Raw genomic sequence first — 25769 nt, 5'->3', positions numbered from 1 at the left:
AATGAAACATGTTTTCTACAGAATATTCTGTAGCATTTTGTTTTTATTCTTGTTTTGTCTCACTTGTGGCAATACAAAGTAAGGTTCTAGTGACAAAGTATTGAACTTTACGTATGGTAGCGGGTTCAAAGATTGATTCTATTTTCGGAGGTTTTTATATGTCGCGACCAAGTTTACTTATCCTTACTTTATGCCTTGTTTTAGCGGCATGTGGACAAGGAGGGAAGGATAGTAAAGTATCCGATAAGAATGCCAGTGCTAGTGCTGAAAGACCACTACAAGTGACTGCAGAAGATTATGTCACGATTCAAAATAATTCCTTGGCTTCTGGGCCGGTTATTACCGGGTCAATTCAGCCTGAACGGAAAGCGGATTTGCGCGCCGAAGTATCCGCTATCGTGCTGCAAGTGTTTAAAGAAAACGGCGAAGTAGTGCGTCGTGGCGATTTGTTGGTACGCTTGGATGACACGGCTTTTCGTGATCAGTTAGCTTCAGCAGAACAAGGCGCACGTGCCGCTCAGCAAACATTGGATCAGGCCGAGCGTCAGTTAGAACGTTTGAAAACTTTGCGCGCATCGGGCATGACTTCTATGCAAGCGCTGGAAGACGCCGAAATCCGTCGTAACAATGCGCAGAGCGAGTTGGTCGCGGCGAAAGCACGTAGCGTCGCGGCGCGTCAGCAAATGCAACGTACCGAAATTCGCGCGCCGTTTGATGGCATTGTGAGCGAGCGTAAAGTGTCGAATGGTGATACGGCGCAAATCGGCAAAGAAATCATGAAGGTGATTGATCCGAATAGTTTGCGTTTTCAAGGCTTGATTTCAGCCGAATCTGTGAATGTCGTCAAAGCGGGGCAATCAGTGAGTTTCCGCATCAATGGCTATGATCAGCAGTTCATCGGTAAAGTACGTCGAGTTGATCCTGCTGCAAACGCGACGACGCGTCAGGTTGAGGTACTAGTTGATTTCGTTGGTAAAGATCAGCCCCATGTTTCTGGTCTATATGCGGAAGGCCGAGTCGAGGCGGGAAGTACCGAGGCGCTGATGATTATCGGTTCTGCGCTGATCCGTGATGGCGACAAAACTTATGTGTGGGCAGTTCAGGATGGTTTGCTAAAACGACTTGCGGTGGTGCTTGGTGAGCGTGACGTACGTCGCGGTGATTATTCCATTACCTCAGGTTTAAAGAGTGGCGATAAGGTTTTACGCCAGCCTTTGTCGACGTTTAAAGATGGCACTAAAGTGAATTTGGTGGCGTCAGCTGGTTCAGCTCCTGCGAATGCTTCTGCCAGCGCAAGTGCAAGCCAAGCTGCTTCTGCCGCTTCCGTGACAGGAAAATAATATGTTTTTATCCGATTTTAGTATTAAGCGACCTGTCGCAACCATCGTCATCATTATTGCATTGATGTGCGTGGGCTTGCTGGCACTGTCGAAATTACGTGTGAACGAAATTCCCAATGTACAAGAGCCTGTGCTTGGGGTTTCTGTTCCTTATCCGGGCGCTTCGCCCGAAACGGTTGAGCGCGAGATTGTCAATCGTATTGAGAAATCCTTACAAAGCATTTCAGGTGTTCGTCAATTGAATGCATCTGCAAATGAAGGTAGCGCGTATTTCACGTTAATCTTTAACTTTGATCGCAATATGATCGAAGCATCAGACGACGTCAGAAATGCGATAGCTTCGGTACGTTACAAGCTACCAACGGAAATGCGTGAGCCGATTATCGAGCGACGTGATCCGAACGATCAGCCAATTATGCAATTGGCCTTGTCGTCCAAAACCAAATCGCATGCAGAGATTTCGCGTTTTGCGGAAGATGATTTATCAGATCGTTTCCGTGCCGTTGATGGCGTTGCCGTGGTGACTGTTAATGGTGCATTGAAACGGGAATTGAGTGTTTTATTGCGTGCACAAAAACTGCGTGAATTTAATGTCTCTGTATCCGAAGTCGTCAACGCATTGCGTACACAAAATTCTACTGCGCCAGTTGGTAAAGTGCGCGGTACCATGGATGAGAAAAGCATACGTCTGGTCGGTCGTTTAGAGTCTCCAGCCGAGTTTGAACAAATTGTCGTCAAGCGCCGTGGTAACGAAGTGATCCGTTTGGCGCAGGTGGCGACGATCCAAGATGGCTTTGCAGAAATCAATGGTTTTAGCGTGCGTAACGGCAATCCGAACGTCGGCATTATGGTGATGAAATCTCGTGATGCAAGTACCGTGTCTGTGGCGAACAAAATCCGTTCGCAAGTTGATGAAATCAATAAAACGCTGCCAGAAGGAACCAAACTTGAAATCACCCAAGACGGCGGTAAAAACGCACAGAAGAATTTAAATAACGTGATCGAATCCTTGATTTTCGGTGCGGTATTAACGATTTTTGTGGTGTATGTGTTCTTGAATTCATGGCGCTCCACTTTGATCACAGCATTAAGTTTACCAACCTCGGTAATTGCGGCGTTTATCGCGGTGTGGTTGTGCGGCTTTACCTTGAACTTCATGACTTTACTTGGCTTATCGCTCGCGATTGGTGTGCTGATTGATGATGCGATTGTGGTGCGTGAAAACATAGTACGGCATATGGAGAACGGTTCTGATCGTCGCACCGCCGCTTTGAACGGTACGGCTGAAATTGGTTTAGCGGTTGCCGCGACCACATTCTCAATTATGGCTGTGTTTATTCCAGTCGCCTTTATGCCCGGTGTTTCTGGTGAATGGTTCCGTCCGTTTGCCTTAACGGTGACGTCGTCGGTGATGGTGAGCTTGTTTATTTCATTCACGCTCGATCCTATGCTATCTGCCTATTGGGGAGATCCAGTCGGACATCATTTGCAACCGAAGACTGGTCTCAGCGCCAAGTTGGAAAAATTTAATCTGTGGTTTGATAGTAAGGCGGAAGCGTATGGCAGCGTGATTGCCTGGGCCTTACATCATCGCCGTTGGATGGCAGTGATCGCGATGGCGAGTTTTGTCTTGGCGTTGGTTTTGCACGGTATGTTTGGCGGCACGAGTTTCTTGCCCGCTTCTGATAGTGGAACCGTGATGATTAGTGTACGTACGCCATCGAGCTCTAGTCTTGAGTACTCACGTTTGAAGGTTGAAAAGGCCGCCGAATTAGCGCGAACCTTGCCGGAGACGGTCGCCACTAATAGTAGCGTGAATATTACAGGCGGCAGGGTATATGTCGATATTGGTAAGAGCACCGAACGCAAGCGATCAGCAGCTGAAGTTGCTGTGAGTTTGCGAGCCGCTGTCAGTACCTTAGTTGGTGCTGAGTACGTGGTGCAAGACGATTTGAATAATGGCGGTGGTAAGCCAGTTCAAATACGTTTTTCAGGTGACGATTCTCGGAAGTTGATGGAGATCACCAGCGATTTTATGGATAAATTGCGTCAGGTTCCGGGTGCAGTCGATGTTGGCTTGTCTCAGCAAGATCCGAAAGATGAATTACAGATCGAATTGAATCGTGGTCTGGCAAATTCCTTAGGCATTTCAGCAAATGATGCGGCGCAGGCGTTGCGTGTATCGTTTGCTGGCGTCGAAGTTGGCGATTGGGTTGATCCGACTGGTGAGACACGTGATGTATCGGTGCGTTTGCATCCTGAAGATCGTGTGAGTGCTGACAATATCGAGACGTTGCCAATCGCTGTTGCTGGCACAGACAAAATGGTACCGTTGGAGCAAATTGCGACGATCACCATGGGCAAAGGGCCAGCGAGAATTGAGCATGCAGATGGAAAGCGCATGATTGCCGTATCAGCTAACGTGCAAGGTCGTTCGCCAGGTGAAGTGACTTCTGATGCTTTAAAAATCGCCAAAGCGATTAATTTCCCGGCTGGTTATGGGATTGAACTGGCTGGCTCAGCAAAGAATCAAAATGAATTATTTACTGAGATGACGATTGCCTTGGTGATGGGGATCGGTTTGATGTACTTAATCTTGGTGATGCAGTTTGGTTCTTTCACCGCACCGGGCGCGGTCATGCTGTCTTTGCCTTTAAGTTTGATCGGCGTGGTGTTAGCTTTATTGCTGACCAAAGGTACGCTCAATTTGATGAGCTTTATCGGTATCATCATGTTGATGGGCTTGGTCGCGAAGAATGCGATTCTGTTGCTCGATTGCGCACGTAAGCGCGAGGCGGAAGGCTTTGATCGTGAAGAGGCTTTGATTTACGCGGGTCGTATGCGTTTGCGTCCGATTTTGATGACGACCTTTGCTTTGATCGCGGGTATGCTCCCAGTTGCTATTGGCGTTGGCGAGGGTGGGGAATTTTATCGTCCTCTAGCAATTGCGATTATTGGCGGTACCATCACTTCGACTTTGCTAACCTTGTTAGTAGTGCCAACGTTCTACGATAGTATAGAAATTGCACGAGATCGAATGATTGCAAAATATGGTCGTCGTGCAGAACGTTGGAATGCTTTCTTTGCATTTACTGTGACCTTGATTGAAGCGATTTTGACTTTGATCTTTGTGCGCTTGATCTTCCGTTTGTTCATGAAGCTGGTCTATGTGGTCATGGGGAAAAAAGCGTAAATTAAATTCCGTGGTGTTAGGATGTGATCTCGCTTTCTTCGACTTAGTTTCGACTTAGTAGATCGCATCTAAAGTAATGTGATACAAACCACGGCCTCGTCAGAGGTCGTGGTTTTATGTTTTTCGATATGTGTAATCCGTCTTTTTGAGTAAATATTTATGAGTCAATCTTCCGTATTACCCGCGGCTGGCAACGATGCTGTCCAACCAAAAATGCCTAGACAAATCCCCTTCATTATTGCGAATGAAGGTTGTGAGCGTTTTAGTTTTTACGGCATGCGTAATATTCTGACAATGTTTTTGATGACCAGTTTATTGCTGTCGATTCCTGAAGAATTGCGCAAAGGTGAGGCCAAAGATATTTTCCACACCTTTGTGATTGGTGTGTATTTCTTTCCATTATTAGGTGGCTGGTTAGCCGATCGTGTCTTTGGTAAGTACAACACGATTCTTTGGTTAAGTCTGGTGTATTGCGCGGGTCATGCCTGTCTGGCGATATTCGAACACAATAAAAATGGCTTCTACACAGGACTGTTTTTAATCGCGCTAGGTTCTGGTGGTATCAAGCCTTTGGTCGCCTCGTTCATCGGTGATCAGTTTGATCAAACCAATCGTTCGTTGGCGCAAAAAGTGTTTGATGGTTTTTATTGGATCATTAACTTTGGTTCGTTTTTTGCGTCTTTGTTGATGCCAATCTTCTTAAAGCAATTTGGCGCCAGCGTCGCGTTTGGTATCCCAGGTATCTTGATGTTTATTGCGACCTTTGTGTTTTGGCTAGGAAGAAAACAATACGTGCGTGTGGAGCCAGTCAGCAATGATCCGCATGCCTTCTTAGTGGTGATTCGCCATGCGATTTTATCGCAAGGACCGAGTGGTACGCAAAGCCGTCCTGGGCTGTGGTTAAGCTTGATTGGCTTTATTTTGGCAATCCTTGGCTTCTTTTTTATTCCACAAATCGGCATCGTTTCAGCCATGTGTTCTGCATTGGTTTTGGTGATGGGTTTTGGCGGCGTCGGCGCATGGATACAATTAGATCGTGTACGCGGTCAACATCCTGATGAGGCCATTGATGGGGTACGCAATGTCTTGCGTTTATTAGTACTGTTCGCTTTGATTACGCCATTCTGGTCTTTGTTTGATCAAAAGGCTTCGACATGGGTACTGCAAGGAGAACAAATGACTAAGCCAGAATGGTTTCAGTCGTCCATGATGCAAGCCTTAAATCCTTTGCTTGTGATGATCTTGATTCCGTTTAATAACTTTGTTCTATATCCCTTGCTTAGTAGGGCTGGTATAAAAGTCACTGCTTTGCGCCGCATGGGGGCTGGCATTGCATTTACGGGTCTCGCATGGATTGTTGTGGGCGGCCTGCAATTAGCGATTGATGGCGGTGATCCAGTGACCATCGTATGGCAAATTATTCCCTATGCTTTAATGACATTCGGCGAGGTTCTTGTGTCTGCAACCGGATTAGAATTTGCTTATAGTCAAGCGCCATTATCGATGAAAGGCGTGATTACCAGTTTCTGGTATCTGTCTGTGACGGTGGGTAACCTGTGGGTTTTGCTGGCGAACTCAAGTGTGAAGGGGGCTGCAGTGACGACTTATATTGAATCGTTGGGGCTGAGTGTGACGGCTTTCCAAATGTTCTTCTTCGCCGGTTTCTGTCTGTTTGCTGCGTTCTTATTTGCGATGTATGCACGTAATTATCGTATGTTAGATAACTATCGCAAGGCATAAAGATTGACTCAAAAAAAACCGCAAGCTCCGCGTTTTGATGCTAAGAGTTTGCGGTTTTTTTACGTCTGATGATCTATTTTAAAGTTTCAGTCAAGACGCGCCCTTCAGATCCCGACGGCAATCGAATGCGTAGCAAATGCGATAAAGTGGGTGCAATGTCCATGACTTCTGCATATTGGCTATACGCGCCTGCTTTGATCCACGGTTTGCCCATGATCATTAAAGGCACATTGGTGTCATAGGTATATGGCGTACCGTGCGAAGTGCCTGAATTTGTAGAGCCAAAATACCAGTAAGGTTTTACCACCACCATCACATCACCAGACAATTGCTTATGCCACGCTCTTTGCATCAGGCGGCTGATACGGTCATTCGGCACTTGGCCATTTTCAAACTGGGTACGGGTATAGGTTGATGCTACGCCGTTGTAGTTCAGCATAAAGCGGGCGGCTGCGTTTTCTAATTCGCTACGTGTAATGCCTTTCACTTCTGCTTTACTGTAATCAAAGAAGAAGTAGGGAGCCGACCATTTACGAACCAGTTTTTCAACGCCGAATTGCTCCACTAAATGCTGATTTAATGCGGTCAACATTTTGCTACCGTCAAGTCGATTCGCATCACGTTTCATGCTCTGTGAAAATTCGGGTACGTTGGCGAAACCATGATCAGCGGTCAAGACCACCAGCGTATTGTCTAGCCCAATTTTTTTATCAACATCACTCAAGAATTTCGCCAATAAACGATCAAGGCGTTGCAAGTGATCGTGCGACATTTTGCTCTCGGGACCCCAAGTGTGATTGACATAATCATGACTCGATAAACTCACTCCCAATACATCGGTCGCGCCTGTTGGATTACTTCCTAACTTTTCACCTTCGATTGCAGCACGGGCGAAATCTAAAGTCAGTTCATCCACGTAAGGACCGGTGAATAATTTTTCATAATATTCAGCATCGGGCTTTCCCGATGCGCTGTCGTAGGTGTAAGGAAAGCGTTTGCTACTGCTGGAATTCGCAGGTGCGACGATATCATCGTGTGCATCATCATGATAAGCATGGTCTGCTAATGATGTGGTCCATTGTTTGCCATAAAAACGATCTTGCGGCTTATTCGCATGGAAGTCGGCATGCCAAGCCGGATGTTGATTCATGTAGTAGGTGCTGCTGGCAAAGGCCCCGGTTTTTTTCATCAACATATAGGCCGTACCAGTTTTACCGGCTAATAAAATCGCGCCGCGATCTTTACCAGATACGGTCACTACCTTGGAACGATTGCCCGTAGCGTAACGCAATTCATCACCGACAGTGCTGACTTTGAGATTGGCTGGCGAGGTTCCATCGCTGGCTTTGGTGTCGGTGCCAATATACGTGTGTTGCGTATCTTCGGTACAGTAAACCGAAGCAGATGTTTTAGGATCGAACCAGCTATTACCAATAATTCCATGCTGATACGGATACGCGCCTGTCAACACTGCGCTATGACCGACGGCAGTAACCGTAATGCCATGTGCCTGATGCGCATTGCCAAACCATGCACCCTGTTCCATTAAACGCTTAAAACCACCTTCGCCAAATTGGTGGCGATAGCGTTGTACCTGTTCGTTTGGCAGACCGTCAATCACTAGTACCAAAACTAACTTAGGTGCTTTCGCGATTTGTGGTGCTTGGCTCGGTGAAGCCGCCAGCGCATAGTGGCAACTGCCAGTCAGTGCGAATACCGTTAATCCAGTTAATAGCGTACGACGTAATTGGGAAGAGGGGGCTTGGTGTTTTAAATTCAGCATAGTGAAAAAGAATGTCGAAGGAAACAAAAGAGCGTTAAGGATAACGCATGTTGTTGATTCCTTCGAGTAACTTTGCTTGAATTTGTGTGGATTTTATATTGTGCGTATAAGTCGCTGTCTCCACATCGGTGGCTTTATGGCGATTTATACACCTTGTGTTTTTAGTCGGTAGATTTCTCTACTTACCATTTCATCTCGCCGGTATTTACCTTGGCGCCTATGTCTAGTGACATGCCACCATCAGTCAATTGTGGATAAGACTGCTTCATTGCTTTGATCAGTGCAGCGCTGTCTTTGCTAGTGGCGAGATTTTTCTCAAAAGTTTGCAAGTAATTTTTCGTAAAACTGATCGCACTGACATCGACGGACGTGCCTGTACTCATGTGACCTGGAACAACTAGCTCTGGTTTTAAGGCTACCATTTCCTCTAATTGGGCTATCCACGCTGCACGTTCGGCACTGCTTTGTGTATCGGCTGTCCACACGTGCATATTGCCAAATACAGCGATATTGCCGACGATGGCTTTAATCGATGGAATCCATGCGTAAGGGCGGTGTGCTAATAAACCTGTAGTGCCGCGAATTTCTATAGATTGACCTTCGAAGCTGATGGTATTGCCACTTAATACCTGTGGTGTGACAGGTGTACGTGGTGCATTCAAGCCCATTTTAGGACCCCAAAATGCCACTTTGCCAGCCATCTTCGCGCTCAGCTTTTCAAGTACCGCAGGTGTACTCACGACTTTGGCTTGCGGGAAGAATTCTTTCAAAGTCTCTACACCAAAGTAGTAATCAGGATCAGCCTGGCTGACATAGATGATACTCAGTTGTTTGCCGCTATCGAGTACATTGGCGGCAATGCGCAAGGCATCTGCGCGGGTGAAGCTTGCATCAATCACCATCGCTTCTTTTTCGCCATAGATGAGGGTGGAGTTGACATTGAAGCTGCCACTTCCCGCGTTATAAATTTTCACGGTCAGTGGGGCAGGTTGAGCGGCTTGTGCTGTGCCAAGAGTGACGGCAAGTGTGGCGGCGATTGTGCTGCTAATTAAGCTAGTGCGAATCATGATGAGCTCCTTTGGTCTGATAAAAAGTACGCAAAATTGCGTTGGATTGAACTATAGTTGCTAATATCGCGCAGATAAACCGCATAATCTGTGCATTACTATTTCTTGAATCGAGCAAATTATGGATAGATTAACTGCGATGCAAGTCTTTGTTGAAGTCGCCACCAGCGGTAGCTTTAGTGCAACTGCCGATAAATTAGACATGTCACGCGCCATGGTGACGCGTTATGTGGGCGAGATGGAGCGTTGGCTGGCGGCACGGCTACTACAGCGCACCACGCGTAGTGTGACCCTGACCGATGCCGGTGAAAATTGCTTGCGCCGTTGTCAGCAAATGCTAGCGTTGATGGAAAACGTAGAGGAAGAAACTAGTGATCACGAAGGTGAATTGCGCGGTCAAGTTCGTATCACCTGTAGCGTGTCACTTTGCTATGCACAACTGGCGGCGGCGATCGTAGATTTTTTGCGCTTGCATCCACAACTGAAGATCGATTTGAACGCCAGTGAAGGTGCTCTGAATCTGGTCGAAGCACGAATCGATCTGGCGATACGGATTAGCGCCGCGCCCGATCCGACTTTGATCGGCCGTATTCTGGCACCGTGTAGTTCAGTCTTAGTGGCATCTCCCGCTTATTTGGCAAGTCATGGAATTCCGCAAATGCCCGCTGATTTAACGACGCACCGTTGCGTTAGCTATGCGAATTTCGGTAAAAGCATTTGGAAGCTGAGTCGCGGTGAAGAGGGCGCACAAGTCAGCATAGGCGGCTACTTCAGTGCAAATGAAGCGACCACCTTATTACAAGGCTGTCTGGCAGGTGGCGGTATCGCTTTGCAACCGACTTTCTTGGCCAACCCGTATTTACGCGATGGTCGTTTGCAACAAGTCTTGCCCGAATGGCGCCTGCCAGAAATGTCGATTTACGCGCTATATCCTTCGCGCAAACATTTATCGCCTGCGGTCAGGGCATTACTTGATTTTTTGGTGGAGTGGTTTGCGGTGGTACCTTGGCAGGATGCAGAGGCAAAAACTTAGTATATAAAAAAAGAGAAGTCCAAAAACAGACTTCTCTTTTTCATCTTACGGATGTCCTTAGCGACGAAAATCTACTCTTAGCAAATTAATTGAATTGCTTAAAATCTGGCTTACGCTTTTGGAAGAATGCCATCATCGCTTCACGTGCTTCTGGTTGCGATAACATCGCGCCGAAGTGGGCGTTTTCTTCGTTCATTTTTTCGCGTATCGCTTGTGGCTGATTGGCCTTCATCAAGCTCTTAGTTAGACGTATAGATTTCGCTGGCAAAGCGGCGATCTTCGCTGCTTGTTTTTCTGCATACGGTAATAGTTCTTCAAGTGGCAATACTTTGTTTACTAAGCCCATTTCATGCGCTTGGTGGGCGCTGAAAGCTTCGCCTAATAAAAGCATTTCTGCCGCGCGTTGATAGCCAGCGATTTGGGGCAGTACCATGCTGGAGGCGAATTCTGGACACAAGCCTAATTGTGTGAACGGCATAGAGAACTTGGCGTTGTCCGCTGCATATACTAGTTCACAATGCATCAACAAGGTCGTTCCAATTCCCACAGCACCACCAGAGACGGCAGCGATCACAGGCTTTTGTGCATCGTTTAAAGCATGCATGAATTGATAGACCGGAGGCATTTCAGCAGACGCCAAGCTGCCAGCGTGTTTCATAAAATCTTCGAGATCATTACCAGCTGTGAAAATTTCTGGTTTTCCCGTAATCAAAATCACGCTGACGTTCTTGTCGTCGTTCGATGCATTGATTGCATTCGCCATCGCTTCATACATGCCAAAAGTGATTGCGTTCTTTTTCTCTGGACGGTTGAAGTTGATGGTCAAAATGCCGTCGTTGATCTGGGTCAGAATTTCCATGATGTCTCTTGAATTAGTTAGTTTGTGCGGATGGATGATGTTTGTTTTGTTGGATCAGCCATTGTAAAGCTTGTTGCCACAAGCTGTGTCGAAACTCCGCTCTAAAAAAGCCGAAATGGCCGACCCGTTTTGCTTGTATATCTTGCGGCTGTATGTAGCGGCGCTCCACGGGCGCATGGCTGAAATAATCATGTAGAGCATCGATATTCCTCCGCCCCATCATTTCATCGTCGGTAAAGCTCAAGCTGAGAATAGGCGCTTTAAATTGACGATGATAAGTGTTCATCGCATTGCCGCGTTCATCAACGAAGTAACGTTTGTCTTTGCACCAGCGCGACCATTGATAAATGACACCTTTAGGAAGATTGCCAACTTTACGTAGTTTCTTGCCAGGGAAATAACCACAAACCCCGGTGTACAGAGGTACCAAAAAGTACCACAACAGCCACACCATGCGCTTCGTTGGCGGCGCATTGTAACGCCAGTAACCAGTGCCAGAACCAACGGTGAGCATACCATCGATCAAATGATTATCCGGTAGTAAGCCTGCAAGTTGCCCGCCGAGTGAATGTCCGATTACTAACAGTGGAACATCGGCATGCCAGGCGCGGGCAGCTAAGAGTGCAGAGTTGTAATCAAGCTCGGCCCAATCACTGATATCGGCATCAAAGCCACGCAATGAGTCCACAAATTGAGATGGCAATGATTCGCCCATGCCGCGATAGTCGAAGCTCAATACCGCAAAACCATGCTCACATAAAAACTCAGCAAACGGCGCATAAAACTGCTGCTTTACACCCATCGCTGCAGGCATCAATACAACTGCACGTACTGCGCCAACTGGCGAATACTTGCGCCCCACAAGGCAAGTACCATCTTTCGCAATGACTTCAGTTGTCTCAATCAAACTCATGGCAACTCCGTAAAAAAACCGCACTTAAGTTTAAGTGCGGTTTAGTTTTTATAGTTTTTTTTAGAACGAAAAATTGCCCTCAGAAATTCAATTATAGGGATGCTGCGCTAGGCGCAAGACGCAGCAATATGTCGATATTGCGAGTACTTGCAACAACGCGTAGCGCCCTAGAATTGGATTTATGCGGGCAATGATTACATGCGTTCAAAAATACCTGCTGCCCCCATACCCGTTCCTACGCACATCGTCACCATACCGTACTTCAACTTATTCCGTTGCAAAGCATGAATCGTCGTCGCAGAACGAATCGCACCAGTCGCGCCCAATGGATGACCCAAAGCAATCGCACCACCCATAGGATTGACTTTCGCTGGATCGAGACCGAGGTCCTGAACCACCGCCAAAGACTGCGCAGCAAACGCTTCGTTTAATTCAAACCAATCGATTTGATCTTGTGTAATGCCAGCTGCTTTACATGCCGCTGGAATCGCTTCTTTAGGACCAATACCCATGATTTCTGGTGGAACGCCGCGCACTGCGAAAGAGGCGAAACGTGCCAATGGCGTCAGGTTGAATTGCTTCAAGATTTTTTCGCTAACCAAGATCAAAGCACCAGCACCGTCCGAAGTTTGTGAGCTGTTACCAGCGGTCACAGAACCTTTAGCAGCAAAAACTGCTTTCAGCTTCGCTAAACCTTCGAGTGACGTATCTGGACGCGCACCTTCATCACGATTCACTGTGCGTGTTTTGAGTTCGATTTCGCCTGTGACCAAATTCGGTACGCGGTCGATGATTTCGAATGGTGTGGTTTCTGCGTCGAAGTAACCAGCCGCTTGCGCAGCCAATGCACGTTGGTGCGATTGCAGTGCAAATGCATCTTGCGCTTCACGGCTAACTTTCCATTGTGCGGCCACTTTTTCTGCGGTCAAACCCATGCCGTAAGCGATGCCGGCGTTTTCATCTTTCAGGATCGCCATGTTCATGGATGGATTGCTACCCATCATCGGCACCATGGACATAGATTCCACACCAGCGGCGATCATCACATCAGCCTGACCAACGCGGATACGATCTGCTGCCATGGCGACTGCCGTGATACCAGAGGCGCAATAGCGATTGATCGTCACGCCACCTATGGTGTTTGGCAGACCTGCCAGCAGGATGCTCATACGCGCCAGATTCAAGCCTTGTGCGCCTTCTGGGAAAGAGCAACCAACGATAGCGTCTTCGATCAGTTTAGGGTCAAGATTCGGCACCTGTGCCAAAGCGGATTTCAATACACCGACCAGCAAGTCATCTGGGCGTGTGTTGCGGAACATGCCGCGACCCGATTTACCGATAGGGGAACGAGTTGCCGCGACGATGTAAGCGTCTTGTAATTGAGTAGTCATTTGTAATTCCTCATTAAGTGTAGCTGCACATGAATTTAAAAACTTTCGCCGCAGAGGCGCAGAGTTCGCAGAGAGATATTTTTGAATTTCTCCGCGTTCTCTGCGCCTCTGCGGTTAGCTTTTGCTTTTCATGTCGTGCGGTTCTTAGTTACGTACTGGTTTGCCGGTTTGCATCATGCCCATGATGCGCTCTTGGGTTTTTGGATGATTCAACAATTCCATAAACGCCTTGCGCTCCATGTCGAGCAACCATTGTTCGCTGACCATGCTGCCATTGTCGATGTCGCCACCGCAAACCACTTCAGCAATCATCTTGCCGAGTTTGAAATCATGTGCAGAGATGAACCCACCATCCCGCATATTGATTAATTGCGCACCGATAGTCGCAATGCCGTGACGGCCTGTGACTGGCACCAGTTTACGCATCGCTGGACGATAGCCAGCATCAAACATCGCACGCGCTTCAACTTTAGCGACATGCAATAATTCATAGGCATTGAAAACGATCACGTCGTTTTGATCGAGGTAACCCATTTTCTGTGCTTCTAAGGCTGACTTAGACACATTCGCTGTCGCTGCATTGGTGAAGTAGTTCTTCAAGAATTGCAGCAAGTCAGTACCTTTCGCATCTTTCGCAGCGCGTACTGCGGCTTCTTTCAAACCGCCGCCACCTGGTACTAAACCGACACCGACTTCGACCAGACCAATATACGATTCCAATGCCGCCACGCGTTTTGCTGCGTGCATCATCAGTTCGCAACCACCGCCGAGCGCCAGACCTGCGACTGCGGCTACGACTGGAACATTCGCGTATTTCAAAGCCTGATGCGCGTTTTGTAATTGTGAAATTGCAGGTTCGATCGCTTTCACACCACCGGACATAAACAATGGCAACATCGCTTGCAAATCAGCGCCAGCAGAGAAGGCGCCGCCTTCGGCTGCATCGGCATGCCAGATCACCAAACCTTTGAAATTTTTCTCAGCTTCGGCAATCGCTTTTTCCATACCTGCAACCACGCCTGGGCCAATCACGTGCATCTTGGTTTTGAAGGACAGGATCAAGACATCATCATTCTGATGCCAAATACGGACGGAATCATCTTCGAAGAAAGTCACACCAGCCGTTGCGCCAGTTTCTGCGCCTGCGCCCATCACAGGTGCGCGGAATGCTTGACGCTCGTACACTGCCAAACTGGAGCGTGGGGCGAATGTATTGCGGCTGATAGACCAAGAACCTTCTGGTGTATGTACACCTGCTTTGTCAGCGACTGGGCCTTCAAATACCCAAGCTGGCAACGGTGTTGCGCACAAAGCTTTACCTGCATCGATATCTTCTTTGACCCAAGTGGCGACTTGTTGCCAACCTGACGCTTGCCATGTTTCGAACGGGCCAACATTCCAGCCGAAGCCCCAACGCATCGCGAAGTCGATATCGCGTGCATTGTCAGCGATCGTCGCGCCATGAATCGCGATGTAGTGGAAAGCATCACGGAAAATAGACCACAAGAATTGCGCTTGTTTGTTAGTTGACTCGCGCAAAGATTTCATTTTCTTGACAGGATCTTTTTCCTTCAAGATGCGGCCAACCAAATCGTCTGCCTTAGCGCCACCAGCAACATAAGTGCCGCTAGCGAAATCTAAACGTTGAATATCTTTACCGACTTTTTTGTAGAAACCTGCGCCAGATTTTGAACCGAGCGTGCCAGCTGCTACCAGTTTCGCCAATACGTCTGGCGTTTTATAGACAGCAAAGAAAGGATCATCTTGCAAATTGTCCTGCATGGTTTTGATCACGTGCGCCATGGTGTCGAGACCAACCACGTCAGCAGTACGGAAAGTTCCAGAAGAGGCACGACCCAATTTCTTACCAGTCAAATCATCAACGACGTCGACACTCAAGCCGAATTGTTCAGCTTGATAGATGGTTGCCAACATACCGAAGATACCAACGCGATTCGCGATGAAGTTTGGTGTATCTTTCGCGTGGACTACGCCTTTACCCAAAGTCGTCGTCAAGAAACCTTCGAGTTGATCGAGGATGTCAGAACGTGTCGCTGCAGTTGGGATCAGTTCTACCAAGTGCATGTAACGCGGTGGGTTGAAGAAGTGGACGCCGCAGAAGCGTGCTTTCAATTCAGCGTCGAAACCTTCAGACAAAGCGGTGATCGACAGACCAGAAGTGTTAGAAGCGAAGATCGCATTTGGCGCGATATGTGGTGCAACTTTTTTGTACAGATCATGTTTCCAATCCATACGTTCTGCAATCGCTTCGATGATCAAATCGCAGCCAGCCAAAACGTCGAGATTGTCTTCGTAGTTAGCGACTTCGATCAATGCCGCATCGTCTTTATCACCGAGTGGTGCTGGGTTGAGTTTTTTCAGATTCTCAATCGCTTTGAGAACGATGCCGTTTTTCGGGCCTTCTTTGGCTGGCAAGTCGAATAAAACGACAGGAACTTTGGCATTGACACAGTGCGCAGCAATTTGCGCTCCCATCACACCAGCGCCGAGCACGGCGACTTTTTTGACGATGAAATTAGGCATTGGATAACCTTTACATGAAATTCAAACTTGGTTGGGGGTAGTTCAAAACAATTGACCTACATTTTTATTTTCCCCTCTCCCGCAAGCGGGAGAGGGGTTAGGGGTGAGGGAAGTTCCGCAATTCAAATGCTTCTTGAGCTTTGCTGTGCGTCTTGCAGTTTGAGTTGGAATAAGAAACTTCCGTCTATCTCAACCACCCTCACCCCAACCCTCTCCCGCTTGCGGGAGAGGGGGCTTAAAAACAATTAAAACAAATCAGCTTCTAACGACAACAAATTCGCAGAACCAGAACGTGCCTGACGGATGCACATGGCTGTTTCTGGATACAAGCGCGCAAAGTAGAAACGGATAGTCGCTAATTTCGCTTTGTAGAAGGTGTCGCCAGAATCTTGTTTTGCCAAGGCGATCTTCGCCATTTGTGCGAAGAAGTAGCTGTACACCAAATGACCCGCAACGCGCAGATAAGGAACCGCTGCCGCGCCAACTTCATCCGGATTTTGGAAAGCCTTCATACCAATTTCCATCGTCAGTTTAGTGACTTTGTCGCCGAGTTCTGCCAGTGGGGTGATGAATTCTGACATCGCTTCATCGGTACCGTTTTCTTCCACGAAGGCTTGTACTTTCGCGCCGAACTTACGGAGTTTTGCGCCGTTGTCTTGCAAAATTTTTCGACCTAACAAATCCAAGGATTGGACTGTATTCGTACCTTCATAGATCATGTTGATACGGGCATCGCGTACATATTGTTCCATGCCCCATTCCGCGATATAACCGTGGCCGCCGAATACTTGTAAGCATTCAGAAGTAGCTGTCCATGCGTTGTCTGTGATGAAGGCTTTGATGATAGGTGTCAGCAAAGCGACTTCGTCTGCGCATTCTTTACGTACTTCTTCATCTGGATGATTCAGTTCTTTGTCGAGTTGCAAAGCGACATAAGAACAGAAAGCACGACCACCTTCGGCCCAGGCTTTTGCGGTCAACAACATACGACGTACGTCAGCATGCACGATGATAGGGTCGGCTGGTTTGTCTGGTGCTTTTGGGCCGGACAAGCTACGCATCTGGATACGGTCTTTCGCGTAGATCAATGCATTTTGGTAAGCGACTTCAGTCAAGCCCAAACCTTGCATACCCACGCCTAAACGAGCAGCGTTCATGAACACGAACATCGCGTTCAAGCCTTTGTGTGGTTGACCAATTAAAGTACCGATTGCACCATCCAAGTTCATCTGGCAAGTGGAGTTGCCGTGGATACCCATTTTTTCTTCGATCGCGCCGCAGAAAATAGGATTGCGTGCACCGAGGCTGCCATCTGCATTCGGCATGAATTTCGGTACCAAGAACAGAGAAATACCTTTAGAACCTTCAGGTGCATCTGGCAAGCGGGCTAATACTAGGTGAATGATATTTTCTGCACAGTCATGTTCACCGGCAGAGATAAAGATTTTTGCGCCAGTGATTTTGTAAGTGCCATCGCCTTGTGGTTCTGCTTTAGAACGCAACATGCCGAGATCCGTACCGCAATGTGGCTCGGTTAAGCACATCGTGCCTGTCCATTCGCCAGAAGTCAGCTTCGGTAAGTACAATGCTTTTTGTTCTGGCGTGCCATGTTCATGCAAACATTCGTAGGCGCCGTGTGACAAGCCTGGGTACATCGTCCACGCCTGATTACCGGAGTTCATCATTTCGTACATGGAATTGTTCATCACCAGTGGCAAGCCTTGGCCGCCGTATTCCGGATCGCAAGAGAGTGCAGGCCAGCCTGCTTCTACGTATTGTTGGTAGGCTTCTTTAAAGCCTTTTGGCGTGGTTACGGAGTGCGTGGTTTTGTCATGATGGCAGCCTTCGCGATCACCGGAGTGATTGATAGGGAAAATCACTTCTGAGCAAAACTTGCCGCCTTCTTCCATCACTTGATTGATGATATCGGCATCAATTTCAGCGTACTTAGGCAATTCTTTGAGTGCCGCTTCTACTCCCAACAATTCATGTAAAACGAATTGCATATCGCGTAACGGAGCGATGTATTGACCCATGATTTTCTCCTCTGGACAAATTAAATTCTAAAAATTAAAAATCTCAAACTTGCATTTAAATCGCTATGATTCTTGGGCGATTCAGACTTACTTCAATTCACCGATTTAGTCGGCGCATAAGATTGAATCATTCTTTCAAAACCTGTTTCGGCGCGATTGACGCTGCCAGATTTCTTTAAAAAACGTGCATCGTGATGTAAGGCGAGTATCAAGCCATACATTTCATAAACTATCTGTTCTGGATCTATATCGGCTTGCAAATGTTTAAACTCTTGCGCTTGCATGGTGGCTCGTAGTAATGCACCTTGCCATGCGTTGACCATTCCTACTAATTCATCACGGATGGAACCTTGACGATCATCGTATTCGGTAGCGCCGCTGATATAAATGCAGCCAGAAGCAATTTCTCGTGTCACTCGTTTGACCCATAATGAAAACATGGAGCGCAATCGTGGTAATCCACGCGATTCTTTCATACTAGGATAAAAAACTTCTTGTTCAAACAGATGGTGATACAACTGCAGTACGGCGATCTGTAAGTCTTCTCGTGAGCCAAAATGCGCGAAGACACCGGATTTACTCATATTCATTTGCTCTGCAAGCAAACCTATGGTCAGGCCTTCTAAACCATGACGGCTGGCAGACTCTAATGCAGTCTCTAATATCGCAGCGCGGGTGAGTTCTCCCTTACGCATAAACTTCGAAGTGATATTCATGAATGCAAATGTTTTTCCGGTTGATACGTTTAAAGTAAGCCTTCAGATACTGAACTTAATCGCTATAGAAACAGCCGTTAAGAAAATAATCGAACGACCGTACTATTCAACATGCGACTTTAAAAGTCAATCAGAAAAAAGTCATTAGAATGGAATACCTACAACAGTGTGCGAGATCGCAACGCTCCTTATTTTTATTGTCAATATGAGAACGCCATCATTTCACAAAGGTGACAATGATGGCGTCTGCATGCTGCTATTGCTATCGATTTTTAGTCTCGCGACTGATTAGAATTCTTCCCAAGAATCAGCATTCGCTGTTGCACTCGATTTCGCTGGCGCTGATTTTATTCGTGCCACTGCGGGGGCGGCTTTTTTCACTGTAGCAGAGGCTTTTCTCGCCGTGGTTGTTTTGGGACTTTGATAAGTCGTTTGATGGTCTAGTTTGAACACGCTCACCACTTGTACTAAGTTGGCGGCTTGTTCCTGTAGTGTTGCCGCCGCTGCCGCAGCTTCTTCCACTAACGCAGAATTTTGTTGGGTCACGCTGTCCATTTGTATAATGGCTTGATTGATTTGTTCAATACCACTGGTTTGCTCTTGCCCGGCAGCGGTGATTTCGCTGATGATATCGCTAACACGCTTTACGCTTGCTACCACCTCTTGCATAGTGCTACCTGCACTATCAACCAGACGCGTCCCTTGGCTAACTTTTTCTACCGAGTCGTTAATCAATTCCTTAATTTCTTTCGCCGCGCTAGCAGAGCGTTGTGCCAGACTGCGCACCTCGGATGCAACCACCGCGAAACCGCGACCTTGTTCTCCTGCGCGAGCTGCTTCTACCGCAGCATTCAATGCCAAAATATTGGTTTGGAAGGCAATACCATCAATCACACTGATAATGTCGACAATTTTCTTCGAGGATTCATTGATCGAAGTCATGGTCGACACGACTTCCGATACAACATTGCCGCCTTTTTCTGCAATTGAAGTGGCGGTCTGCGATAGCACATTGGCTTGCCTTGCGTTTTCGCTATTGTGTTTGACCGTGGCGGTGATCTCTTCCATTGATGACGCGGTTTCTTCTAATGAACTTGCTTGTTCCTCAGTGCGACTAGATAAGTCTAAATTACCACTGGCGATCTCTGTCGCTGCATCGTTGATTTGATCAGTGCCAGCACGCACTTCAGAGACGACGTTGAGTAAGCTGGTATTCATATCAGACAGCGCACGGATCAGTTGACCAGTTTCGCAAGTACTTTCAGCTTCGATTTTATTGGTTAAATCTCCTGATGCAATCGATTGTGCAAGACCGACTGCATTTTGTAATGGTTTGGAGACGATTCTAGCTAGCCAAATTGCCATCGAAAATCCAATTGCGATACTGATCGCAATCGCAATAATGATCATCATTCGTGCTTTGATAAACAATGCATGACTATTTTCCGCGGCTTTTTGTCCAGCGACCAATTGTGCATCGACAATTTTGTCCAACATGCCACGCATTTTGCGATTGCTAACAGATGAATCTGTGCGTAGCAGCGCTACCGCTTCCGGTGTCTTTCCCTCGCGGGCAAAATTGCCAATCCGATCAGAAATTTGTGCATAAGCATTGAACGCAATCAGTAACTCATCTAAGGCTTTTTTGTCTTCAGCAGAATCGGCTTTTTTCAAGAAATCACTGTGATTTTTGCGAAACGCTTCGACCGCTTCGTTTGTTCTGTCTTGGTAAGTTTTGGCAAGTTCAGGTGTTTCAGCTGTCGCTAGCTGAGCCTCTTGAGCACGCATGCGAGAAACACTTTCCTTCATACCCATTCCGCTGATCGAACTAGGCATTAAATCATTGCCCATTTCATCCGCAGCATTATTGAAACTTGTTAACTGAATAATCGAAAAAATTCCTAATACACAAGTCAGTAACAAGACAGCGATGAATCCAAGAATTAACTTGGTGGCAATTTTGAGGTCGTAAAACGCTTGCATTTGAATCTCCTTCGAGGATCACTACAATGTTTCAGAGAGACGGATGTTTGGTGAGGATGATTCTTGATAAATAGAAACCATAGAACGATGTTGCATAAGGCAAATATACGCTGAAATCAGACCAAGCTTTCAAATAAAACTTGAAAAATGAATTCAGAGTTGTTTATCTGCCACCGTGGATTTTCTGTACTGGTGATTTTGAATGTACTGAATACTATTTAATTTTTACGACTAGAAATTCAGTCAATTTGTAGATTGTTTAGCTGTCTTCTCTGCCGCTTGGTAGGTCGTTGCTGCAGCTGTGCTGCAGGTTCGGTATGCAGGCGTCGGTGTTCGGCGCGTTGTTGACGTTTGGTGATGCTTTCTGTGGTTTCTGCATACATGGTTTGTGCAATGCTGGCCGCGCCGCGTACTTCTAGAATTTTGATTACCTCCACTTGCCATATTTGATCTGCGTGATGGATTTCTAACAGATCGCCGACTTTTACGGCGTGTGCAGGTTTGACTCTTTGCTCATTTTGTAGGACGCGTCCAAGTTCAACCGCATTCGTTGCTAAACTTCTGGTTTTGAAAAATCGTGCTGCCCACAGCCATTTATCGATTCGTGTTGTGCTTAACATAGACGCTTGCATAAAAATGTTGAAAATTAACGGTATTGACCCAAGGTGGCGATACGCATCACTGTGCGATAAAACCAATATGCTAGCCTATGTTTTAAACGTTTCGGCCAAGATAAGCGCACCACGCAATGTGGATCAACTTGTACAGCGTCTTGCAGTCCTTGCAGTAGGTGAAGTTTCAAGTCGTCCGCAAAAACGGGATCGAGTACAACGATATTCGCCTCATGATTCACAAATAAACTTAAACCATCAAAATTACTCGAGCCGACTGTCGCCCAGTCATGATCAATGACCGCGACTTTAGCGTGTAATTTCGTTTTACGATATTCAAAAATCTTCACGCCACTGGCTAATAATTGGGGGTAGTAAGACTGTGCGACGGCATCTTGCAATTCAAAATCGCCGACGCCTAGCAATAAACTAACTTCGACACCTCGCTCAGCAGCTTTGATTAAAGCATTCCGGATTTTTCGCCCTGGCGCGAAATAGGGGTTGGCCAAAATCGCGGTTTCTCTGGCTGAACCGAGCGCCTTTAAATACGCCTTTTGTATCGTACTTCGGTTGCGTAAATTGTCGCGAATTACCAGCGCAGCTTGGCTTAAGTGATCGGTCGAACTCACTGGTGGCATACGCAAATTGACCGCGAGTTTCAGCCTCTGCATGAGCTGAAGTTTTCCCATTTTTAACCACTGCGCACTAATTTCCTTGTGTAGCGCGGAAACCAGATTTCCTCGTACTTGTACGGCAAAATCCCAGCGAGGAAACGCCAAGGGCGTGTTCCTGCCATCATCGCTCACGCAGTCATCAATGATATTGATACCGCCGATAAATCCGACTGATTGATCAATCACCGCTATTTTTCTGTGCGTGCGTGCGAGCCCACGTTTGAACCAAGGGTTGAATAAGCGACATTGCACACCAGCATCTGAAAAATCGGTTTGTAGTTGCGCTGTTTGATTCCCGCCACCTATCCAATCGATAATCACCTGCACACAAACGCCTCGACGCGCAGCATCGCAGAGTGCTTGCGTGACTAGTTTCGCAGTTTGATCGTTGGCATAGATATAGGTTTCTAACAAGACTTCATGTTGCGCCTGTTGTACTGATTGGATTAAGGCCGCAAAAAATTGTTCTCCGGTATGCAGCAACTGAATCTGATTGCCATCATAAAAAACCAGCTTAGACATGATGTAAATGGAGGTGTTTGAGTTTGATGTCGACGCAAATCGGAACATGGTCTGATAATCGCGACCAAGGTTTGCCACTTAATACATTCGCTTGTTCAACATGAAATCCCCGCAAATACACGCGATCTAAACTAAGCCATGGTAGGCCAGCAGGGAAGGTGCGCGCGTGACTTGCATTGGATTTGAAAAAAGATTTAACCGAAGTTAAAGCGTTGCGTTTGATCGGTAATTCGGTGTGACTATGGTTAGCGATATCAAAAGCTTCAATCACCCCTAAGTCTTTATATAAAGTTTGGCTGAGGCCTTGGCTCCAATCATTGAAGTCGCCAGCAATAATTAACGGTTGGTCTGGTTCAACCTGTTGTTGAATTTGCGAGATTAATGCTTGTACCTGACGACGACGGCTGGCAGCAAATAAGCCAAGATGGACAACGAAGCAGTGCGCCTGAATTTCCCCTACCTGGATGCGCACATGCAAAATACCACGTTGTTCATAGGCGTGATCGGAAACATCATGGTTGCTGGAATGTAGGATGGGCAGACGACTTAATAGTGCGTTGCCATGATGTCCGTGTTGATAGACAGCGTTCATACCGTACACGCCGGTGTGCGTTTCGCCAGCCAAGAAATCGTGTTGACCCTGCTCTGGCCAGTTGCTGTGTTTTTTTGCGTGGTGGTCGTGTTGACCTTGCACTTCTTGCAGAAAGACTAGATCTGCATCGAGTAGTTTGATGGCTTCTTTAAGATCATGAATACGTGTTTTACGACCAAATGCACTGACACCTTTATGGATATTGTAGGTGGCAATACGTAGTTTCATGTGCTCGCCTTTGGTCGTGTGAGTGATTGTCAATGTAGGTCGATGGTCAGCGTAAGGAATGATTATTTGTGACGTTGCTGCAATTGCAAAATAGCTTCCGCATTTGAAGCAGAAAAACACATATCAGCCGCTTCCTTTAACGCCAACCATTGGTAGCGCAAATGTTCCCTCGGAGCTAGTGTAACCGAAGTCGAGCGAGGGACACAAAGTCCAAACACGTATTCTTTGTTCTGCGTCACACCGGGTGCATAACGATGCCGCCAAGTAGGGTAAATTTCATAAATATTTGAAAGATGCCAATCTGTTAGTGTATGCACTTGTGTATCGATACCCGTTTCCTCCATCACCTCACGTTGCGCGGTCAGCTCTAGTGCTTCATCTAAGCTGTCTTTAGAGCCAGTGACTGATTGCCAGAAACCAGGTTTGTCAGCGCGTTCTAATAGTAAAACTTCGAGCTCAGGGGTGTAGATGACGACCAAAACAGATTCGGGAATTTTGTATGTACTACGCATGTTTTTGTATGGGCACGAATCTCTGTGCGTTGATTTAAACTGGTTCTCAGTATGCCATAGATCTATTTTACATTTGAAGCATGTCACCCTGTATGTTTATGCAAAACGTGACAGAGCAATAAAAAACGGCAGAACTGAGTCTGCCGTTTTCATTTTGTCGCGATAAATGCCGCGCGACGTTTGTACTTGCTTGTCTTAAACGACTTTAGGTTCCGCTGCACGCAGACGAATATGCAATTCTTTCAATTGCTTTTCATCGACTTCAGACGGTGCTTGCGTCAATAAACATTGTGCACGTTGGGTTTTCGGGAAAGCGATGACGTCACGGATGGATTCTGCACCTGTCATCATCGTCACGATACGATCCAAACCGAATGCCAAGCCACCATGTGGAGGCGCGCCGTATTGTAAGGCGTCGAGTAAGAAGCCGAATTTTAACTGTGCTTCGTCGTCGTTGATCTTCAATGCGCGGAATACTTTACTTTGAACATCAGCACGGTGAATACGTACAGAACCACCACCAAGTTCCCAACCGTTCAGGACCATGTCGTAGGCTTTCGCAATACACTTGCCCGGATCAGTTTCCATCAAATCTTCATGACCATCTTTTGGTGCAGTGAATGGATGGTGGGTTGCGGTCCAACGATCGTTTTCTTCATCGTGTTCAAACATCGGGAAGTCAATCACCCACAATGGCTTCCATGCATCTTCGAACAGGCCATTGTTTTTACCGAATTCGCTATGACCGATTTTCACACGCAATGCGCCGATCGCATCGTTGACAACCTTCGCTTTATCCGCGCCGAAGAAAATCAAATCGCCATCATTTGCACCAGTCAATTCTATAATTTTAGCCAAGGCTGCATCGTGCAAGTTTTTCACGATAGGCGCTTGCAGACCATCACGGCCAGCCGCTTTGTCATTGACTTTGATGTAAGCCAAACCTTTAGCGCCGTAGATGCGGACGAATTGATCGTAGGCGTCGATTTCAGAACGAGGCATGCTGCCACCGCCTGGAACTAACATACCGACTACGCGACCATTGTGCATGTTGGCTGCGTTAGAGAAGACTTTGAATTCCACGTCTTTCATGACCTCGGTCAAATCCGTAAATTGCAATTTAACCCGCATATCTGGTTTGTCGGAACCATACAGGCCCATCGCGTCTGCGAAATCCATCACTGGGAATGGATTTGGCAAATCGATATCCAAGGTTTTCTTGAATACTCCACGGATCATGCCTTCAAACATATCGCGAATTTCTTGCTCGTTCATGAACGAAGTTTCGCAATCGATCTGGGTGAATTCTGGCTGACGATCGGCACGCAAATCTTCATCGCGGAAGCATTTAGTGATTTGGTAGTAGCGGTCAAAGTTCGCGACCATCAATAATTGTTTGAACAATTGTGGTGATTGCGGCAAGGCGAAGAAGTTGCCGGCATTCACACGGGACGGTACCAGATAATCACGCGCGCCTTCTGGCGTGGATTTGGTCAACATCGGTGTTTCGATATCGATAAAGCCGTTTTCATCGAGGAATTTACGCACTTCCATCGCGACTTTGTAACGCAAGCGCAAATTGTTTTGCATTTGTGGGCGACGCAAATCTAATACGCGATGTGTCAAACGCGTTGTCTCAGACAGATTGTCATCATCGAGTTGGAACGGTGGCGTGACGGACGCGTTCAAGATTTCTAATTCATGGCATAAGACTTCGATTTTGCCTGACTTTAAATTCGTGTTGACTGTGCCGTCTGGACGATTGCGAACGATACCGGTGATGCGCAAGCAGAATTCATTACGCACTGTTTCTGCATTCTTAAAGACTTCAGCGCGATCAGGATCGCACACCACTTGCACCAGACCTTCACGGTCGCGCAAATCGATAAAAATAACCCCACCGTGATCACGACGGCGATGCACCCAGCCGCACAGGCTGACGGTTTGGCCGAGTAAAGCTTCAGTAGTAAGGCCGCAGTAGTTGGTACGCATGGACATAATTTCTTACCTGTCTTTTTAAAAGTTAATAGCT

At 47.0% G+C, this 25769-nt stretch carries 18 protein-coding genes; 4 read left to right on the top strand and 14 right to left on the bottom strand.

Annotation, left to right across the window (positions count from 1 at the left end):
* Positions 1–158: 158 nt before the first annotated feature.
* The 3 genes from H8K33_RS15840 (at position 159) to H8K33_RS15830 (ending at position 6273) form a co-directional block, all read left to right on the top strand.
* Positions 159–1340: an efflux RND transporter periplasmic adaptor subunit gene (locus H8K33_RS15840; protein ID WP_186892022.1), complete on the top strand. Its 1182-nt coding sequence runs from the start codon at positions 159–161 to the stop codon at positions 1338–1340.
* A 1-nt stretch (position 1341) separates the two neighbouring features.
* Positions 1342–4533: an efflux RND transporter permease subunit gene (locus H8K33_RS15835; protein ID WP_186892021.1), complete on the top strand. Its 3192-nt coding sequence runs from the start codon at positions 1342–1344 to the stop codon at positions 4531–4533.
* 159 nt (positions 4534–4692) lie between these two features.
* On the top strand, positions 4693–6273 hold the full coding sequence (locus H8K33_RS15830) for a POT-type proton-dependent oligopeptide transporter (RefSeq protein ID WP_186892020.1): 1581 nt from the start codon (positions 4693–4695) through the stop codon (positions 6271–6273).
* 73 nt (positions 6274–6346) lie between these two features.
* Here the strand turns inward: H8K33_RS15830 and H8K33_RS15825 are convergent, their stop codons facing one another.
* Positions 6347–8056: an alkaline phosphatase family protein gene (locus H8K33_RS15825; protein WP_186892019.1), complete on the bottom strand. Its 1710-nt coding sequence runs from the start codon at positions 8054–8056 to the stop codon at positions 6347–6349.
* A 182-nt stretch (positions 8057–8238) separates the two neighbouring features.
* Positions 8239–9123, bottom strand: a complete 885-nt coding sequence (locus H8K33_RS15820; protein ID WP_186892018.1) for an MBL fold metallo-hydrolase — start codon at positions 9121–9123, stop codon at positions 8239–8241.
* A gap of 121 nt (positions 9124–9244) precedes the next feature.
* Between H8K33_RS15820 and H8K33_RS15815 the strand changes: the two genes are divergently transcribed.
* On the top strand, positions 9245–10156 hold the full coding sequence (locus tag H8K33_RS15815; protein ID WP_186892017.1) for a LysR family transcriptional regulator: 912 nt from the start codon (positions 9245–9247) through the stop codon (positions 10154–10156).
* 85 nt (positions 10157–10241) lie between these two features.
* On the opposite strand, the gene H8K33_RS15810 is transcribed toward H8K33_RS15815, so the two are convergent.
* The 12 genes from H8K33_RS15810 to aspS all read right to left on the bottom strand — a co-directional run bounded on the left by H8K33_RS15810 (position 10242) and on the right by aspS (position 25735).
* Entirely contained in the window at positions 10242–11015 is a 774-nt protein-coding gene (locus H8K33_RS15810) for an enoyl-CoA hydratase (protein ID WP_186892016.1), read from the bottom strand.
* Between the two features lie 13 nt (positions 11016–11028).
* Positions 11029–11928: an alpha/beta hydrolase family protein gene (locus H8K33_RS15805; RefSeq protein ID WP_222613452.1), complete on the bottom strand. Its 900-nt coding sequence runs from the start codon at positions 11926–11928 to the stop codon at positions 11029–11031.
* Positions 11929–12122: 194 nt separating this feature from the next.
* On the bottom strand, positions 12123–13319 hold the full coding sequence (locus tag H8K33_RS15800) for an acetyl-CoA C-acyltransferase (protein ID WP_186892015.1): 1197 nt from the start codon (positions 13317–13319) through the stop codon (positions 12123–12125).
* Positions 13320–13463: 144 nt separating this feature from the next.
* The gene (locus H8K33_RS15795) at positions 13464–15863 is read right to left on the bottom strand and encodes a 3-hydroxyacyl-CoA dehydrogenase NAD-binding domain-containing protein (protein ID WP_186892014.1); all 2400 of its coding nucleotides are present in this window, start codon (positions 15861–15863) and stop codon (positions 13464–13466) included.
* 245 nt (positions 15864–16108) lie between these two features.
* Positions 16109–17899, bottom strand: coding sequence for an acyl-CoA dehydrogenase C-terminal domain-containing protein (locus tag H8K33_RS15790; RefSeq protein WP_186892013.1), 1791 nt, complete (start codon positions 17897–17899; stop codon positions 16109–16111).
* 92 nt (positions 17900–17991) lie between these two features.
* Positions 17992–18594, bottom strand: coding sequence for a TetR/AcrR family transcriptional regulator (locus tag H8K33_RS15785; protein WP_186892126.1), 603 nt, complete (start codon positions 18592–18594; stop codon positions 17992–17994).
* Positions 18595–18903: 309 nt separating this feature from the next.
* A complete protein-coding gene (locus H8K33_RS15780; protein WP_186892012.1) occupies positions 18904–20598 on the bottom strand; it encodes a methyl-accepting chemotaxis protein in 1695 nt (564 codons plus the stop codon).
* A gap of 239 nt (positions 20599–20837) precedes the next feature.
* Entirely contained in the window at positions 20838–21218 is a 381-nt protein-coding gene (locus H8K33_RS15775) for an RNA-binding S4 domain-containing protein (protein WP_186892011.1), read from the bottom strand.
* A 26-nt stretch (positions 21219–21244) separates the two neighbouring features.
* On the bottom strand, positions 21245–22405 hold the full coding sequence (gene clsB, locus H8K33_RS15770) for a cardiolipin synthase ClsB (RefSeq protein ID WP_186892010.1): 1161 nt from the start codon (positions 22403–22405) through the stop codon (positions 21245–21247).
* Entirely contained in the window at positions 22398–23225 is an 828-nt protein-coding gene (locus tag H8K33_RS15765; protein WP_186892009.1) for an endonuclease/exonuclease/phosphatase family protein, read from the bottom strand. The genes clsB and H8K33_RS15765 overlap by 8 nt, the downstream gene beginning before the upstream one ends.
* Before the next feature lie 62 nt (positions 23226–23287).
* Positions 23288–23737 carry a dihydroneopterin triphosphate diphosphatase gene (gene nudB / locus H8K33_RS15760; protein WP_186892008.1) on the bottom strand — a complete coding sequence of 150 codons (450 nt, stop codon included), beginning with the start codon at positions 23735–23737 and terminating at the stop codon, positions 23288–23290.
* A gap of 195 nt (positions 23738–23932) precedes the next feature.
* The gene (aspS, locus tag H8K33_RS15755) at positions 23933–25735 is read right to left on the bottom strand and encodes an aspartate--tRNA ligase (RefSeq protein ID WP_186892007.1); all 1803 of its coding nucleotides are present in this window, start codon (positions 25733–25735) and stop codon (positions 23933–23935) included.
* Positions 25736–25769 lie beyond the last annotated feature (34 nt).

This window comes from Affinundibacterium amnicola (assembly GCF_014284275.1).
GTDB lineage: Bacteria > Pseudomonadota > Gammaproteobacteria > Burkholderiales > Burkholderiaceae_D > Undibacterium > Undibacterium amnicola.
This window is presented reverse-complemented; position numbering and strand designations above follow the sequence as displayed.

Coding starts and splice junctions, on each gene's coding strand:
- clsB (WP_186892010.1), bottom strand. CDS start 22,405: ATGTCTAAGCTGGTTTTTTATGATGGCAATCAGATTCAGTTGCTGCAT.
- H8K33_RS15800 (WP_186892015.1), bottom strand. CDS start 13,319: ATGACTACTCAATTACAAGACGCTTACATCGTCGCGGCAACTCGTTCC.
- aspS (WP_186892007.1), bottom strand. CDS start 25,735: ATGTCCATGCGTACCAACTACTGCGGCCTTACTACTGAAGCTTTACTC.
- H8K33_RS15830 (WP_186892020.1), top strand. CDS start 4,693: ATGAGTCAATCTTCCGTATTACCCGCGGCTGGCAACGATGCTGTCCAA.
- H8K33_RS15835 (WP_186892021.1), top strand. CDS start 1,342: ATGTTTTTATCCGATTTTAGTATTAAGCGACCTGTCGCAACCATCGTC.
- H8K33_RS15825 (WP_186892019.1), bottom strand. CDS start 8,056: ATGCTGAATTTAAAACACCAAGCCCCCTCTTCCCAATTACGTCGTACG.
- H8K33_RS15785 (WP_186892126.1), bottom strand. CDS start 18,594: ATGCGTAAGGGAGAACTCACCCGCGCTGCGATATTAGAGACTGCATTA.
- H8K33_RS15780 (WP_186892012.1), bottom strand. CDS start 20,598: ATGCAAGCGTTTTACGACCTCAAAATTGCCACCAAGTTAATTCTTGGA.
- H8K33_RS15795 (WP_186892014.1), bottom strand. CDS start 15,863: ATGCCTAATTTCATCGTCAAAAAAGTCGCCGTGCTCGGCGCTGGTGTG.
- H8K33_RS15815 (WP_186892017.1), top strand. CDS start 9,245: ATGGATAGATTAACTGCGATGCAAGTCTTTGTTGAAGTCGCCACCAGC.
- nudB (WP_186892008.1), bottom strand. CDS start 23,737: ATGCGTAGTACATACAAAATTCCCGAATCTGTTTTGGTCGTCATCTAC.
- H8K33_RS15775 (WP_186892011.1), bottom strand. CDS start 21,218: ATGTTAAGCACAACACGAATCGATAAATGGCTGTGGGCAGCACGATTT.
- H8K33_RS15790 (WP_186892013.1), bottom strand. CDS start 17,899: ATGGGTCAATACATCGCTCCGTTACGCGATATGCAATTCGTTTTACAT.
- H8K33_RS15805 (WP_222613452.1), bottom strand. CDS start 11,928: ATGAGTTTGATTGAGACAACTGAAGTCATTGCGAAAGATGGTACTTGC.
- H8K33_RS15765 (WP_186892009.1), bottom strand. CDS start 23,225: ATGAAACTACGTATTGCCACCTACAATATCCATAAAGGTGTCAGTGCA.
- H8K33_RS15810 (WP_186892016.1), bottom strand. CDS start 11,015: ATGGAAATTCTGACCCAGATCAACGACGGCATTTTGACCATCAACTTC.
- H8K33_RS15820 (WP_186892018.1), bottom strand. CDS start 9,123: ATGATTCGCACTAGCTTAATTAGCAGCACAATCGCCGCCACACTTGCC.
- H8K33_RS15840 (WP_186892022.1), top strand. CDS start 159: ATGTCGCGACCAAGTTTACTTATCCTTACTTTATGCCTTGTTTTAGCG.